Annotated in this window: 18 protein-coding genes; 3 read left to right on the top strand and 15 right to left on the bottom strand. The window is 29.3% G+C overall.

From position 1 onward, the window contains the following. Positions 1-31 precede the first annotated feature (31 nt). The 5 genes from RYK99_RS07615 to RYK99_RS07595 form a co-directional block, all read right to left on the bottom strand. Positions 32-1,117 (bottom strand): PLP-dependent transferase, encoded by a 1,086-nt coding sequence (locus RYK99_RS07615; RefSeq protein WP_314991506.1) that lies wholly within the window; start codon positions 1,115-1,117, stop codon positions 32-34. A gap of 257 nt (positions 1,118-1,374) precedes the next feature. Then, on the bottom strand, positions 1,375-2,355 hold the full coding sequence (gene holA, locus RYK99_RS07610; RefSeq protein ID WP_314991505.1) for a DNA polymerase III subunit delta: 981 nt from the start codon (positions 2,353-2,355) through the stop codon (positions 1,375-1,377). Further along, positions 2,355-4,280, bottom strand: coding sequence for a ComEC/Rec2 family competence protein (locus RYK99_RS07605; RefSeq protein WP_314991503.1), 1,926 nt, complete (start codon positions 4,278-4,280; stop codon positions 2,355-2,357). The genes holA and RYK99_RS07605 overlap by 1 nt, the downstream gene beginning before the upstream one ends. Before the next feature lie 2 nt (positions 4,281-4,282). Then, positions 4,283-4,744, bottom strand: coding sequence for a ComE operon protein 2 (locus tag RYK99_RS07600; RefSeq protein WP_003146342.1), 462 nt, complete (start codon positions 4,742-4,744; stop codon positions 4,283-4,285). A gap of 2 nt (positions 4,745-4,746) precedes the next feature. After that, complete coding sequence (locus RYK99_RS07595; protein ID WP_314991501.1) at positions 4,747-5,376, bottom strand: helix-hairpin-helix domain-containing protein; 630 nt, start codon at positions 5,374-5,376, stop codon at positions 4,747-4,749. A gap of 132 nt (positions 5,377-5,508) precedes the next feature. Between RYK99_RS07595 and RYK99_RS07590 the strand changes: the two genes are divergently transcribed. After that, a complete protein-coding gene (locus tag RYK99_RS07590; RefSeq protein WP_314991498.1) occupies positions 5,509-5,877 on the top strand; it encodes a PH domain-containing protein in 369 nt (122 codons plus the stop codon). Between the two features lie 77 nt (positions 5,878-5,954). Here RYK99_RS07590 and mnmA read toward each other — a convergent pair whose 3' ends face one another. From mnmA to RYK99_RS07545, 9 genes are all read right to left on the bottom strand, one after another. Then, positions 5,955-7,067, bottom strand: coding sequence for a tRNA 2-thiouridine(34) synthase MnmA (mnmA, locus tag RYK99_RS07585; protein ID WP_314991496.1), 1,113 nt, complete (start codon positions 7,065-7,067; stop codon positions 5,955-5,957). A gap of 2 nt (positions 7,068-7,069) precedes the next feature. Further along, positions 7,070-8,191 carry a cysteine desulfurase family protein gene (locus RYK99_RS07580; RefSeq protein ID WP_314991494.1) on the bottom strand — a complete coding sequence of 374 codons (1,122 nt, stop codon included), beginning with the start codon at positions 8,189-8,191 and terminating at the stop codon, positions 7,070-7,072. A 147-nt stretch (positions 8,192-8,338) separates the two neighbouring features. Beyond that, entirely contained in the window at positions 8,339-9,400 is a 1,062-nt protein-coding gene (locus RYK99_RS07575; protein ID WP_314991492.1) for a hypothetical protein, read from the bottom strand. A 30-nt stretch (positions 9,401-9,430) separates the two neighbouring features. Beyond that, positions 9,431-10,240 carry a phosphotransferase gene (locus RYK99_RS07570; RefSeq protein ID WP_314991490.1) on the bottom strand — a complete coding sequence of 270 codons (810 nt, stop codon included), beginning with the start codon at positions 10,238-10,240 and terminating at the stop codon, positions 9,431-9,433. Positions 10,241-10,331: 91 nt separating this feature from the next. Beyond that, complete coding sequence (gene tsaD, locus RYK99_RS07565; protein ID WP_314991488.1) at positions 10,332-11,372, bottom strand: tRNA (adenosine(37)-N6)-threonylcarbamoyltransferase complex transferase subunit TsaD; 1,041 nt, start codon at positions 11,370-11,372, stop codon at positions 10,332-10,334. Then, the gene (gene rimI, locus RYK99_RS07560; protein ID WP_003146355.1) at positions 11,359-11,811 is read right to left on the bottom strand and encodes a ribosomal protein S18-alanine N-acetyltransferase; all 453 of its coding nucleotides are present in this window, start codon (positions 11,809-11,811) and stop codon (positions 11,359-11,361) included. Before rimI ends, tsaD begins: the two co-directional genes overlap by 14 nt. Then, positions 11,795-12,463 (bottom strand): tRNA (adenosine(37)-N6)-threonylcarbamoyltransferase complex dimerization subunit type 1 TsaB, encoded by a 669-nt coding sequence (gene tsaB, locus RYK99_RS07555; RefSeq protein WP_314991486.1) that lies wholly within the window; start codon positions 12,461-12,463, stop codon positions 11,795-11,797. The genes rimI and tsaB overlap by 17 nt, the downstream gene beginning before the upstream one ends. Next, a complete protein-coding gene (tsaE, locus tag RYK99_RS07550) occupies positions 12,457-12,909 on the bottom strand; it encodes a tRNA (adenosine(37)-N6)-threonylcarbamoyltransferase complex ATPase subunit type 1 TsaE (RefSeq protein ID WP_314991483.1) in 453 nt (150 codons plus the stop codon). The genes tsaB and tsaE overlap by 7 nt, the downstream gene beginning before the upstream one ends. A 315-nt stretch (positions 12,910-13,224) precedes the next feature. Then, positions 13,225-13,815: a nitroreductase family protein gene (locus RYK99_RS07545; protein ID WP_048803044.1), complete on the bottom strand. Its 591-nt coding sequence runs from the start codon at positions 13,813-13,815 to the stop codon at positions 13,225-13,227. Between the two features lie 172 nt (positions 13,816-13,987). Between RYK99_RS07545 and RYK99_RS07540 the strand changes: the two genes are divergently transcribed. Continuing rightward, positions 13,988-14,332 (top strand): helix-turn-helix domain-containing protein, encoded by a 345-nt coding sequence (locus RYK99_RS07540; RefSeq protein WP_048803045.1) that lies wholly within the window; start codon positions 13,988-13,990, stop codon positions 14,330-14,332. A 4-nt stretch (positions 14,333-14,336) separates the two neighbouring features. Beyond that, on the top strand, positions 14,337-14,879 hold the full coding sequence (locus RYK99_RS07535; protein WP_314991480.1) for a hypothetical protein: 543 nt from the start codon (positions 14,337-14,339) through the stop codon (positions 14,877-14,879). Positions 14,880-14,993: 114 nt separating this feature from the next. Here the strand turns inward: RYK99_RS07535 and RYK99_RS07530 are convergent. Next, the coding region (locus RYK99_RS07530; protein ID WP_314991477.1) for a Rib/alpha-like domain-containing protein at positions 14,994-16,251 on the bottom strand (1,258 nt) is incomplete at its 5' end.

Raw genomic sequence — 16,251 nt, 5'->3', positions numbered from 1 at the left:
AATTCTTCTACTCTAGTCATTTTTTCTCCCCCTATGCTTCTAATGCTCTTAGAAAATCTTCAACTAAATCTTCAGCATCTTCTACACCTACAGAAATTCTTAGTAAATCTGGAGTAAGTCCATAAGATAAACGTAGTTCTTCTGGTATATCAAAATGAGTTTGAGTAGTAGGATAAGTTACTAACGTTTCTACACCACCTAAACTCTCAGCAAAAGTAGCAACTCTTAATGAACGTAAAAATTTATCAATTTTAGTAGCATCATTTAATTTGAAACTAAGCATAGCTCCTTTTTTCGGATACAATACTTCTTTCACCTCTGGATGTTTTGCTAATTCTTCAGCTAATTTTTTAGCATTTTTTTCTTGTTGATTAAAACGAAGTGGCAATGTTTTTAAACTTCTAATAAATAACCAGCTATCAAATGCTGATAATACAGCACCAGTCGTATTAGAAATCCACGCTAATCTTTCTCCAATTTGTTCATCATTTGTAATCACAGCACCAGCAAGTATATCGTTGTGACCTGTTAAATATTTAGTTGCAGAATGAACAACAATATCTGCTCCTAATGTTAACGGTTTTTGTCTTAATGGTGTCAATAAAGTATTATCAACAATTAATAACGCATTTTTTGACTTAGAAATCTGAGCAACTCTCTCTATGTCAACTTCTTGCATTAATGGATTAGTTGGTGTTTCTATAAATACCGCTTTTGTATTATCTGTAATTTTATCTTCAAGATCTTTTTCATCTGTGAAATAAACAAATTTTTGTGCGCCTTTACGTTCTAACTCATCAAAGTATCTAAAACTTCCCCCATATAAGTCTCTAGACACTAAGAATTCACTATTTAAATCAAATAGTTCAAAAACTAGTTGAATAGCACTCATCCCTGAACTAGTCGCTATCGCACGACAACCTTCTTCAAGTTCACATAAACCTTCTTCTAAAATTGTACGAGTTGGATTTTTAGTTCTCGTATAATCATATCCTGTACTTTCTCCTAATCCAGGGTGAGCATAAGCCGTCGATAAATATATCGGTGTCACTATTGCTCCAGTCACCTTATCTTTTCTGTTTCCTAATTGAGCTAATTTAGTTTCTATTTTCTTCATTAAACAATACCTCATTTTATTTTTCTATTTTAACAATATTATTATATCACTATATCAAATTATAATAAACTAATTTATCTGAATTTTTTGTTTTTTGCGAAATATTTTTTATTAAACACCAATCAATTATCTGAATAAAAAATAAATGATTATCTGAACTTATTTCAAATAACCATTTATTATGTAAATTTAGCTATCGATAAACCATTTTAAAAATTTAAAATATTCAGGGTAACTAGTACCCCAAAAATTTATTTTTATTTTAATTCATCTATCAATTTATTAATATAAAGATCTAATATTATGTATTTATCCATATATGAAGATTTCAATAATTTATCGTAATCAGCTGATAATATTAATGTTTTCATAATTTTATCAACACTATAATTTCTGATCCCTTGAGCTGCCAACTGCACTCTATACGGATGAACACCTAATTCCTTAGCTATATCTTTTTGCGAATAATGCTCATTTAGAAGTACTTTCACTTTATAATACATTCTTAATTGTCCACTTATTAGAGATAATAGAAATATAGGTTCTTCTTTTTTTAATACTAATGAATTATAGACAACTCTTAACTTCGAGTAATTTTTCCCAAACAATTCATTGGTTAAGCTAAAAACATCATACTCTAAACTTCTAGTTGCTAATAGTTCTATATCATCTCGAGTTATTATCTTCTTCTCGTTACAATATAAAAGTAGTTTTTCCAATTCTTTTTTTATATTTGCAAAATCCAAACGAGTGTAATTCACTAGAAATTCCGCATCTACTTTAGAAATTTTCATATCATGCACTGCCACTGTTTTCACAATGTACTCTGAAATCTCCTTCTCATTAAAGTTAGAAAATTCTTTAACTTCTCCCTCTTCTTTAATTTTCTTTATTAATTTCTTTCTACTATCAATCTTATCCGATATTTTTAAAATTAGCACAACTTCTTCATTAATATTCTCTAAATAATTCATCAATGCATCAACGTTATGTTCCACTTTAATCTTTTTAGGTTTCGCTAATAAGAAATTACAATTCTCAGCAACGACAACTTTTTCATTTCCAAATAATCCACTACTTCTACATTCATAGACTAATGTTTCTATTGTATTTTCATGCATATTAATTTTTACATAATTAAATTCATCTAGTTCATTAAGATATTTTTTCGCTAAACTTTTCTCGTAATCATTAATAGCTTCAAAATTTTCTCCATATATCACATAGATATTTTTCATCAATCATCTACCTCAATCTCAAATTCTCTATCCTGATTTTTCACCTTTACTTTTTTATTATAATAATAAACAGAAGTATTACCCAATTTCATCTCAGTTCCATTATTTAAAACAATATAATCTACTTTCTTATATTGAGCTATATCTTTTAATTCTAATAATTTCCTATTCACACTATCTACTACTACAATCTTATTTACTAAGCCATCTGCTAATAAATTTGTTGCATATTCACTTTTATTTTTCTTAGCTGAAGTAAGTAGTAAATAATTGAATCTATCTTTACCTTCATAGTTCAAGAGTGAATCATATTCATTCATTATATCATACTCTCTATCTTTTTTTCTGTAATCTGTATAAAAATTTTTCATATTACTTGATGTGTTTATTATCATATTATTCCTATTTCCTCTAATATAATAAATATTTTCTTTTCCTATTTTTAGCTCCTCTATATAATTTCTAGGAATATAACTCGTAATAAGTAATATTATAGCGACTGTCGTAACTACAGCTGCAGCTCTTAAATATTTAAATCTGTTTAATTCTACCATAATATATACAACTACTATAAAAATAACAATTATTATAAATATGCTTTGCTTTCCAATTCTTAACGGTTTTACATATAAGAATACTTCTTGAAGTTTATCGAAAACACTAAAGGAAAAATTCAATAACGGTTTACACAGAATATTAAATATAGGAATACTTATTAAAAATATTATATAACTTATCAATACTAACGGGAACAGTACTATACTGAATATTGGAACTAAAACTATATTACTTAGTACAGAAATATAAACTATAGTATAAAAATTATAAAGTAATATCGGCATACTTGCCAATGTAGAAATAATACTAATTCTCAAAGACATATGTAGTTTATTTCTAGAAGTTTTAATATAACTCTCTGACATCAATAAACTAAACGTTATAAAAAATGATAATTGAAAACCGATATTAAAAGCATATAACGGATTGTAGAATAACAAGATAAAAAATGTAAGAAGTAAACTATCCAATTTATCAATACTTTTTCTTCTGAAAATTATATATAATATAATCATAAAACCCGCTCTAAGAACAGATGCACTAGCCCCACTTAATAACATATATAACGGAATTATTATTAAGATTATTTTTTCTATATGATCAACACTTACTTTAAGTTTCAATAAAATAAAATATATTAAAGATATAAGTCCCCCAATATGCAAACCAGAAATTGCTAACAAATGGCTAGTACCTAGGTTTTTAAAAGAATTAATTTCATCTCTCAACAAATATCCTTTATCACCAAATATCAAAGCTTGAAAATATCCACTTTTATCAAAAGTAAGATCTCTATCTATCTTAAAACTCATTCTGTTCCTAAAAGTTTTGAATTTAAAAAGTAGAGAATTTACATTCTTAACCTCAGTTATTTCATTAATAGAAACTTTTTTAAAGATTCCTCTGTTTTCATTATACTTTTTATAATCAAAAGAATAAAAATTAGTTTTACTTGGAACATCCTCTATATTAGCAACTACAGATAATTTTCCGCCCCAAAATTTTTCTTTAAAAAACCTCTTCTCTTCTTCACTCTTAATTTTATAATTAATTAGTACATTCTCATCTCCATTACGTCCAATTCCCGACATATAATCCCCATTAATACTGAATCTGTCAGAAATTACTAGTTCTAGATGATTATTTTCAACATTATTTAAATGAGAAATATTATTTTTTTGTTCATATGCTCCCCGAATAAAAAAAGCTAAGAAGACTATTATACAAATAATAGTTTTCCTAGCATTAAGATTTTTATTTTTCCAAGTTATTAGTAGAAAAATAACAATACATAGCATAGATATCATTAAATTATAATTTAATAATATCGCCCCTAATGCTAGTAAAGAAAGTTGTAAGTAAACCATTACTATTTATCTAGTAACCTTTCTACTACATTATTTACATCGTAATCTATTTTTCTTACGACAACACCTGATTTTTCTAATAACTCTCGAGCATATTCATTATTTCTATAGTCATTTGCATAGCAAATTTCCTTTATCCCTGCTTGGATGATAGATTTTGTACAATTCAAACATGGGAAGTGTGTAACATAAATTGTTGCACCTTCAGTTCCAACACCGAATTTAGAACATTGTAAAATAGCATTTATTTCGGCATGAATCGTTCTAACACAATGCCCTTCCACTACTTTGCAACCAACATCTATACAATGTTCATCACCTTTAATTGAACCATTATAACCACCTGAAACTATTCGCTTATCTTTAACTATTGTCGCCCCAACAGATAACCTACTGCAAGTCGATCTAAGTGAAAGCAGGTGACTTTGAGCCATAAAGTACTCATCCCAACTAATTCTTTGCATAACTATACCTCTATTTTATCTTTAATTTTCTCAAAAGTAGCTTTTCCTATTCCTCGTACTTTTGTTATATCTTCTTTCTTTTTGAAATCCCCATTTTTTTCTCTATATGAAATAATTGCTTCAGCTTTAGTCTTTCCAACTCCTGAAATTTTCATAAGTTGTTCTTTATTAGCAGTATTTATGTTAATCACGTCTCCACTAGATGAACTAGTAATACCATCGGATATTTGTTTTGGTTTTTCACCGTGTTTAAGAACATAAATAACCATCTGATCTTTAACTTTTTGACTTAAATTCAAAGTAGAAGTATCAGCATCTTCTAATAAACCACCAGCTTCTTCTATTAAATCTTTTACCCTTTTATCCTTCGTTGTTTCAAATACTCCAGGGTGTTTAACCGCCCCTTTTACATCAACAAAAATTTTGGAATCTTGTTCTTCTTTTTTGTCATCCTTACTTACTTCTGAATTTTGAGAATTAGAAAAGGTTACATCATTATAGTCCTCTGTTTTATCATGACCAAAATACAAAAGTCCTCCAATTATAACAAGTAAACTACAGAGTAATGCTAAAACAATCGCCTTAACATTTTGTTTAAAAAATAAAACAACATCTTCTTTATTAATTTTCATATTTCTCCCCCCTAGTACTAATATTATATCATTAAATTTATTATAATAATACTGAAAACTTAACCTTCTTATTATTTATAATCTATGCTATACTAAAGTAAACATTATCATACAATAGACAGGAGAGTTACTATGGTTAACGAAATGAATTTATTAAATTGGACATTCTTAAGAGAAGTCACTATTCCACAAGATATTGCAAACTTATTGATAAACGGCGAACAACCAGTTGCTGCATTTGCAACAATAAGAGATGTTGCTGTATTTACAGATAAAAGACTTATTGTAAAAGATGCCCAAGGATTAACAGGGAAAAAAGTAGAAATCTATTCTCTACCGTACTCTTCTATATTAATGTGGTCAACTGAAAATGCAGGTAAAATCTTCGACCTAAATGCTGAAGTAGAACTTTGGACTAAAGTTGGAAAAATAAAAATTAATCTAAAAAAAGATATCGATATTCGAAGATTTGATACACTATTAGCTCAATACATACTATAGTCTTATTACTTAAAATTAAAAAACTAAAAATCCTAAAAATTAGAGATTTCCTCTAACTTTTAGGATTTTATTAATTATTAAAGTTGAAGTTTTTTTCCGTCTTTATATACTTCGTCAATAATTGCTCCACCTAAACATACATCACCATCATAGAAAACAACCGCTTGTCCTGGAGTAACAGCACGCACTGGCTCTTTATAAACAACTTTTACTTTGTTATCTTCTAATACTTCTACTTCAACTTCAGTATCTGGTTGACGATATCTGAATTTTGCTGTACAAGTAAATTTATTAGGTTGTGGGTCTTTCGTTGTGAATGATAGTGAACTAGCTAGTAAGCTATCTGAATATAGTTTTTCATTGTGGAAACCTTGGCAAACATACAGTACATTATTTTCAAGGTCTTTACCACATGCAAACCATGCTTCACCTTCAGTATCTTTAGTTCCACCAATCCCTAATCCGTGACGTTGTCCGATTGTATAATGCATTAAACCAATGTGTTCTCCACGAACATTACCATCTAAATCAATCATTTTACCACCTTGAGCTGGTAAGTATTGAGATAAAAATTCTCTAAAGTTTTTCTCACCGATGAAACAAATACCAGTTGAATCTTTTTTCTTCGCTGTCGCAAGACCCGCTTCTTCAGCAATCTTACGCACATCTTTTTTCTCAAGTTCTCCTACAGGGAATAAGATATTTTTAATTTGGTGTTGTTTTAATTGAGATAAGAAGTAAGTTTGATCTTTATTATTATCAACACCACGTAACATTAAACGTTCTCCATCAACATCTTTAACTCGTGCATAGTGCCCAGTCGCTACATAATCTGCACCTAAATCTTCAGCATATTCTAAGAAAACTTTAAATTTAATTTCTTTATTACACATAATATCTGGGTTTGGTGTACGACCTTTTTTATATTCATCTAAGAAGTACGTAAATACTTTATCCCAGTATTCTTTTTCAAAGTTAATAGAGTAATAAGGAATATCTAATTGTTCACATACTTTAATTACATCTTCGTAATCTTTTTCTGCAAGACAAACTCCTCTGTCATCTTTTTCTTCCCAGTTTTTCATGAAAACACCGATAACATCATAACCTTGTTGTTTCAAAAGATATGCTGTTACAGATGAATCTACTCCACCACTCATTCCAACTACTACTTTTTTGTTGCTATTCATTATTAGTTCCTTTCTTTTATTCTTTTCTCTAAAGTTACAATCTTTTCAATAACTTCATCAATTAATTCTCTGCTAGTATCAAATCCTACACTAATTCTAACAGAATGTGCAGCACGTTCAATATTATACATTTCTGTAATTATACGACTTCCTTTAATGTTCCCTGAACTACAAGCTGATCCACCAGAAATATAAATGTCTCGAGCATCTAGATACGTAATAAGTCGTTGTGCTTCAATATTTTTAAAGTAAATATTCAATATATTCGGCAATGAATTCTCTATAGATCCGTTTACTTCAAATTCAACCCCATTTTTTTCAAGTTCAGAAATAAAGTAATTCTTCAATTCTCTAAGAGTTGGAATTGAGTTTAATGTCTCTGATAAACAGTCATTAAGAACTAATATCCCTAACAAATCCGTTGTACCGGAACGAAGACCATTTTCTTGACCTCCGCCTAATAATAATGGTTCAACATCTCCATCTTTTGCATATAAAAATCCAAAGTTATTAAGTGAACCTAATTTATGAGCTGATGCTGAAGCAAAATCTAAACCTAATTCTTTCACATCAATTTCAACTTTTCCTAATGCTTGAACAATATCACTATGTAATAGTATGTTTTTATCAGCAATAAGTTCTTTTACTTCTTTTAAAGGATTTAGAACCCCAGTTTCATTGTTAGCAAGCATTATTGAAATTAATACCGTCTTAGAATTAATCTTATCTTTTAATTCCTCTAAGGATATTGCTCCACTTTCATCTACTGATAATTCATGAATCTTAAATCCAAATTTTTCTAATCTCTTAGCACTTGCTTTAACAGATGGATGTTCTATAGATGAAATTATTATTTCTCCAGTTTCAAATCTAGTTAATACATGATTAAATACTGTATTATTACTTTCAGTACCACCCGAATTAAAAATAATTTCATTACTACTTGCATTTAGAGTTTTAGCTATTTTCTCGCGCCCTTCACGAACTAGCCTATCATTTTTCTTTCCTAGAGTATGGCCACTACTTGGATTAGCATAGACTTCTTTTAGTATATTCATATTTTTTTCTATGATATCAAAATGTTTTCTTGATGTTGCTGCGTAATCTAAATAAATATTCGCCATATCATCGCCTCCTAATATTAATCATATTATATTTTAACACAAATAATAGTCAAATAAAATCAAAACCACTTTGTACAATATAAATTTATTATGTATAAAAATTATTAATCCCTTTCTTATCATTATAGAAAGGGAGTAATATTAATTTTATTTAGTTTTTTCTCTTAGTTTACTTATGACTATTATTAATATTGCTAATACTCCTGAAACATATAACAATATACTTTGTTCCTCTAAGATAAGAGTATTAATCACTCGTGGTTGAGTATATACTAAATAACAAAACGTCATTGGATAAAATAGAAGTTTTACAGATCTTCCAGCACTAACTTTCTTTAACACTCTAACACTGCTTACAATCACAACAGTTACCAGGATATACATCCAATCAATTGGTAGTTTCCCGAAAAAGTAAGCTGGAATGATGCAAATAAAACTCATGAAAGCTATTATTTTAAAAATTATTGTATATACTTTATACGTAAATTCCACAGAATTTTTTAATTTGAATAAACCATTAACAATAATTAAAATTAAAATATAACTACCTATAGTAAGTTTAATTTCGTTACTAATACTATAGTCAAATCCCTGTGTAATAAATGTAGAAATATTCATATATACGTACATTATTATAATCGGAATATATGTCCAAACATACGCTAGAAATTTACTATTTTCAAAATATGGTACTTCCCATTCCCATATGTACTGTCTATCAATTATTTCTAGAATAAGGGCATTTAAAAATGTTCCTGCTATTAAATTAAAAAGAACTTCTTGATAATTCCCTCGTGCTAACATTAACATTATAAAATTAACGATTACAAATAATCCAGCTCCCAAGAATCCTGCAAAATATATCACTAACCATGCGGGTGTATTTTTAGAAGCGCTCTGTTCATATTTATCAAGATATTCTGTATTTACTACTACCAAATAATTATATATATTTGAAATATTTGAATTATCTTGTTTATTTTTCAATATACCTGCTAACAGCGACCTTACAGGGAAAAATTTAATTTTTGTAAAATCAATAGTACATATTTCTGTCCAAAAATCATCATTCATTTCTGAATCCTTAGAAACTATTTTTGACAGTTCTCTCACACTTTTTAAATCATTAACATTTTCTTTCAACTTATTTACTAAAAATAAAGCTTGGCTACGACTTTCTTCTAGTTTTTTTTCACTAATATTATTCACTCTTCAACTCTCCTATTTCTTAATAGTTATTTAAATATAATAATTTCCAATATCTTCTAACATCTTTAACCCTAACTCCTCAAACTCTTTATCTTCAACACGTTTGGTATAGTTTAATATTCCTAATGCCGAGATAAAAATCATGCAGTACTCTAATTCCTCAGAAAGAACTTCCTCACTCGAATGTTCATAATAATGTTTTAAAAATAGCTCTTTTTTAAATTTATCATTATCTAAATCTTGATAAAAATACTTAATAAAATCTAAATAATAACTAGCATATTTTACTCTTTCAAAATCTATTAATACTACATCATCAGCTTTTCTCATAATGTTTCTAAAACCAAAATCTCCATGAATTAAAACTAGTGTTTTTTCATACTCTTCATCTAATTTACTAATATTTTTTAGAAACTTAGAATGAAGCTCACTTATTTCAGTATATTCTTTTCTATCAGCTAATCTATATACATTTTTTTCTAGAACTTTTTCCAATGAAATTTCTTTTTCGTTTTCTATTTCAAGCCAATTTTCTCTATGAAAATCAGATATTAACTCTGCTATTTTTATTATATCTTCAGCATTTACATTTTCTTTATTTAGAGGAGTATAGTCTTCATATTTCAATACAAGTGCAGAATACTCAGGAAAAATTAATAAACAATTACCTTTATTTCTTAAAACTCTATACTCTAATCTATATTTTAATGGATCCTTAAAAATTTTAACGAATACTCTTTCTCCTAATCTTTTAGAAAATCCTTTAAAATGCATATTTTCCGAAATATGATTTATTTGTTGTAAATTAGTATCTAATAATTCATCAAGTTGTTTTTTCATAATTACATCAAACGATTTATAAAAAGGGAGCGACTCAAAAATCATGATTCCAGTAAAATCGATTTTGTTGAATCCGTCCCTTTTAGAATTCTTATCCTCTAACTTCTTCTAAGTCTAATGTTGACTTCGCATTTAGCGTTAACGGATTAGCAAATATATTATTTTTATAATAATAATATCCTACTGCTCCCATCATCGCTGCATTATCACTGCAATAACTCATTTTTGGAATAAGTACTTCTATTCCTAATTGTTGTTCTAGTTCTAATACTTTCTTGCGAAGTTCGCTATTACCTGCAACCCCACCTGCTAAAATCAACTGTTTAACACCTAGATTCGCAATAGCTTTCTTAGTTTTAGTGATTAAAACTTCTACTACGGCAGTTTGGAAACTACAAGCTAAATCTTCAGCTACAATTTCTTCTCCACGTTGTTTTGCATTATGAACAAAGTTAATTACTGCTGACTTCATACCTGAAAAACTAAAATTATAATCGTCACTATCAATCATAGCACGAGGGAATTTATACTTGTCTTTACCTAACTTAGCTAGTTTGTCTACTTTAGGGCCACCAGGATACTCAAGATTTAACTGTCTAGCTACCTTATCGTAAGCTTCACCCACAGCATCGTCATGAGTTGAACCAATTATTTCAAAATCAAGTTCATCTTTCAAATAAACAAGTTCTGTATGTCCCCCGCTAACAACAAGAGCTAATGATGGATAAACTATATCACTGTCTATATTACTAGCATAAATATGTCCTGCAATATGATGTGCACCTATTAATGGTTTATCTAAAGCATAACTTAATGTTTTCGCCACATTAACACCAACTAGTAATGAACCTATCAATCCAGGTCCTTGTGTTACACAAATTGCGTCTACATCACTCAGAGAAGTTTGCGCTTCTTCCAAAGCTTCTTCAACTATTTGCATTACTACTTCTATATGTTGTCTACTTGCTATTTCAGGAACAACTCCTCCAAATTGCTTATGAGTTTCAATTTGACTACTTACGATATTCGAAAGTACTTCTTTTCCATTTTTAACTACCGCTACACTTGTCTCATCACAACTTGTTTCTATAGCTAAGATAGTTACATTATCTAAATTTTTAAATTCTTTCATTACTAAAATCCCTTACCATTACAAAAGCATTTTCGCCATTGTTTTTGTAATAATTTTTTCTCATATCAACTGTTGTGAAGCCAGATTTTTCATAAACAGTTATCGCAGGCATGTTACTTACACGAACTTCAACAATAGCTTTTTTTACACCTTTTAGTTTTAAAAGTTGCATTACATAAGTGAAGAAAATTTGTCCTAATTTTTTATTTTGATGCGGTTTATCAACAACTATCTTATTAACCTGATATTCATCAGCAACAAGCCAACCACCACAGAATCCAATAATTTCTCCGTCATTAAATAATCCATAATATTCTGCGTTTTCATGTTCCAGCTCAGACTTAAACATTTCTTTCGTCCAAGCATCTTCAAAATTATCTACATCTATTCTTGATAATACATCTAAATCATTTACATCAACTTTATTTATTTTTATCATTTTCAAGTTCCCTTTCTGCTTCAGTTTTCCTTAAGTATTGTGGTTTCATATTATAACAATCCACATCTTCTAATGAATCATAAATTCTTAAAACATTGGCTACACGAACCATATTATTATTTTTTGAACCTTCTAAAAGAAAATCATTTAACTTTTCTATATCTTTACTAATATAGACAAATTCATCACTTTGAGATAATAAAAAGTTATTAATTTCTTCAAGAGAGTAGTATCCTTCTTCCAGTACCTCTACTAATTTTCCTTCTTCATTTTTATATACAGCTCCAAAAACATTACCACGACGAGCATCGATAAATGGAACTAATAATTTGTTGCTATCAAATTCTAATAAAGCCTGCAATTTTAAAGAAGATACTTTCTTCAAATTAATCTTTAGTGTGTAAGCTAAAGTTTTACAAACAGCTGCGACTACACGAATTGCTGTATACGATCCTGGTCCTTCACTCGATATAATTTCAGTTAAATCCGTTTTTTTCTTATTAGCTTCTTTTAAACAATTATCGATTTCCTCTAAAATCACCGCTGATAAATTATTACTACATACAAAGTTTTTTTCAGCTAATACTGTTTCATTATCAAAGCATGCAATTGAACATACTCCATTAGAAGCTTCTACTATTAAACTTACCAATTTTCACGAATCCTTTCTTCAATTTTTTTATATTCACCACTAGAAATAATTTCAACTTCTCTGTAATCTTCTACTAAGCGAATATTGAAAATTAATCTTTCATTCGGTAAGAATTCTTCAATAAATTCTCCCCATTCAATAATACTAACATTATCTTCAAAGAAAATATCTTCAAATCCTAAATCTTCATCGCTATCTTCTAAACGATAAGCATCAATATGATATAATTTCCCATTAGAATATTTATATTCTTTCATTATATTAAAAGTTGGTGAATTAACTACACTTTTTACTCCTAAATATTCTGCTAAATATTTCGTAAATGTTGTTTTACCTGCAGCTAGATCGCCATTTAACAAAAGTACTAATCTACCTTCTATACCTTCACTAACAATTTTCGCTAAACGTTTAGTATCTTCTAAATCTCTTATAACTATTTTTAACATTGTTAAACCTTCTAAATTTTTAATTTATTTACCATCTACTATAATACCATATTTACCAGTATATTCCAACAACTAACAGCGTAATTAGTAACGTAAAAAAACGGGAGTGACTCAAAAAACGTGATTTCTTAGAAATCAATTTTGTAGAGTCACTCCCGCACAATTTATTAGATATCTAAAAAACTTTTACAAAGCGAATTTAGATATCAATAAACCACTATTTCTATGAGTTTTCATGTAAACTATTTTTAAAATCTAGTACTTTTGAGTAAGCACTGTTATTATTACTCATTTAATTTGTTGTTAAATCAAATATTATTTTACTACTCTTACTCTTGAAGTTCTTTCAATTGGTGCAGCTTCTTGTAATTTTTCACCAAATGGCATTTGAGCACGTAGTACTAAGTTAGCTGGAATATCCCATTCTGCAGCAACTTTTTCATCAATTACTGGATTATAGTGTTGAATGTTAGCTCCAACACCAGCTTCTGCTAATGCATTCCAAACTGCAAATGATGCAATCCCTGTTGATTGTTCTGACCAAATTGGGAAGTTATCAGCATATGATGGGAATTGTTCTTGAAGACCTTTCACTACATCGTGATCTTCGAAGAATAAAATTGTTCCGTAAGCTGCAGCGAAACTGTCAATTTTACCTTTTGTAGCTGCTTTAGCTTCTTCATTTGGTAAGAATTTTTCTAATTCTCCAAAAGTAATATCCCAAAGTTTTTGGTGGTTTTCACCTAATAATACTACAGCGTGTGCAGTTTGTGAGTTAAAAGCACTTGGTGAATGCTTAACCGCATTATCAATAATTTCTAATGCTTCTTGTTCTGAAATTGGTAAGTTTTTACCTAATGCGTATACACTTCTTCTATTTTGATATAAATTTTTTGCTTCTGTCATTATTATGTCCTCCGTTTTTTAGCTATTGCTAAACTTTATTATTTGTTTTATAATTGTTATATATATTATTATAATATTTACCTCAAAAATAACAAGTACGTTTTTTTGCAATAGTAAGTATCTTTTAAGATAGAATTGTATAATATCAACAGAATTTTAAGGAGATTTTTTTATGGAACAACAAGAACCTTTTGGAAAATGCCCTTTTTTTACAACTCAAAAAATATTATCTGGAAAATGGACAATCCTTATTCTTCATCTTCTAGAAGATAAAAGTGTTAGATTTAATGAGTTACAAAGATCACTAGGGACAATTACTCAAGCAACATTGACAAAACAATTAAAACAATTAGAACAAGATGGATTAATAAATCGTAAAGTTTATGCCCAAATACCACCAAAAGTTGAATATAGCCTAACGGATATCGGTAAAAAATTCCAAGCTGTACTTAATGAATTAGAAATTTGGGGGAATGATTACATCGATTATTTAAAAGAAACTAGAGAAGCTGTGTAAAGTTATGGACAAACTAAATGAAATTAAAACAAAACTCCATCTTCTTTCAAGTGATCAATTAGATATTATTCATAGACTTATTTCTTCTTGGAATATTAAGGACAATAAAGTTCAAACAGATGAAAATCTAGTCAAGAAAATTTACGAAAGTACAATATCACCTATAGAAGATCCACTAAAGAATTATTCAAAAGAAGAACTCTTAGAAGAGTATGGAGTATTATTTTACAATCAACAAGACGCTGTTGATTCTAATTTCGGAGAAGTTTCTATTGAATATAATTATGATAATAGTGATGGTATAACCTCACAATTTATTAATAATCCTATTCAATCTAAGGAATTTAATATCGAAGAATACGCCAATAATGATATTAAGATAGATAATTTGATTTCTAAATCTTCTGAAACTACTTCAGCAAATATAGAACTTGATGATTTCGATCCCTTATTTCCAGATACAGATTTCGATTCATTAACTGGTCTTAATAAAAGCAAATATGATGATTTAGACTTTTCAGCATTAATATCGAAGAAGCCTGAATAAATATAATTCAAGAAAAAACTCTAATTACAATTGATTAGAGTTTTTTTATTATCAATTTTTTAAAATTCAAAAAGAGAAGCAAAATTTAATGCTTCTCTTTTATTTTAGAAGAAATTATTTTTCTTTACGTCTTCTTACTACAGTTGCTAATCCTAGAATTGCAAGTCCTAATCCTGCTAGAGGTGAGCTACTATCGTTAATACCTGTGTTAGGTAATACTTTTGCACCATCTTTTGCTACAGGTACATTATGAGCTTCCTTACTCGTTGGATTTGTTGCATTTGTAGGTGTTGGCGTTGTTGGAATTTCTTGTCGTGGAACTGGAGTTCCTTTTGGTGTTACCGTTACTGGTACTTCAATTTCAATTATTTCCCCATTCGGTAATTTCACTTTAACTTTAACACTTGGTTTTTGTCCTGGTGTTACAGTTGCTGGAATTTCTCCTACTTCTACAATTTCCCATCCTTCTGGTAAATCGATTTGTTTAATAACATCCTCTTTAGTTACTGGTGTTCCTGCTTCAACTACTATCGGTCTAGCTTTAGGAGTAACTAATACCGGTACATCTACTTCAATAATTTCACCACTTGGTACTTTAACCTTAACTTTAACACTTGGTTTTACTCCTGCTGGAATTGTTGTCGGAATTTCTCCTACTTCTACAATTTCCCATCCTGGTTCTTTTGGTAAATCAATGTGGTTTATAACATCATCTGGTGTAATTGGTGTTCCTTGCGGTACTACTATTTGTCTTACAGTTGGTGTTACGATTACCGGTACATCTACTGTAATCTTACGTCCATCTGGTAATTCAATTTCCACTTTAACAACCGGTTTTATACCTGGAGTTGTAGTTGTTGGAATTTCTCCTACTTTTGTAATTTTCCATCCTTCTGGTAAATCTACACGTTTCATAACATCTTCTTTAGTAACAGGTGTTCCTTCAGGTACCACTATCGGCGTTACTTTCGGTGTTACAATTACCGGTACGTCTACTTCTACGATTTCACCAGTAGGCACCTTAATTTTAACCTTAACGCTTGGTTTCACTCCAGCTGGAATTGTTGTTGGAATTTCTCCTACTTCTACAATTTCCCATCCTGGTTCTTTTGGAAGATCGATATGCCCTTTCACATCGTCTGGTGTGATTGGAGTTCCTTGTGGTACTACTATTTGTCTTACAGTTGGCGTTACGATAACTGGTACATCGACAGTAATCTTACGTCCATCTGGTAATTCGATTTCCACTTTAACGACTGGTTTTGTTCCTGGAGTTGTAGTTGTTGGAATTTCTCCTACTTTTGTTACTTTCCATCCTTTTGGTAATTCAATATGTTTCTGAACATCTTCTGGTGTAACTGGTGTTCCTACT

It is taken from the genome of uncultured Gemella sp., from assembly GCF_963537375.1.
GTDB lineage: Bacteria > Bacillota > Bacilli > Staphylococcales > Gemellaceae > Gemella.
The sequence above is the reverse complement of the archived record's forward strand: the minus strand, read 5'-3'. Positions and strand labels throughout refer to the sequence as shown.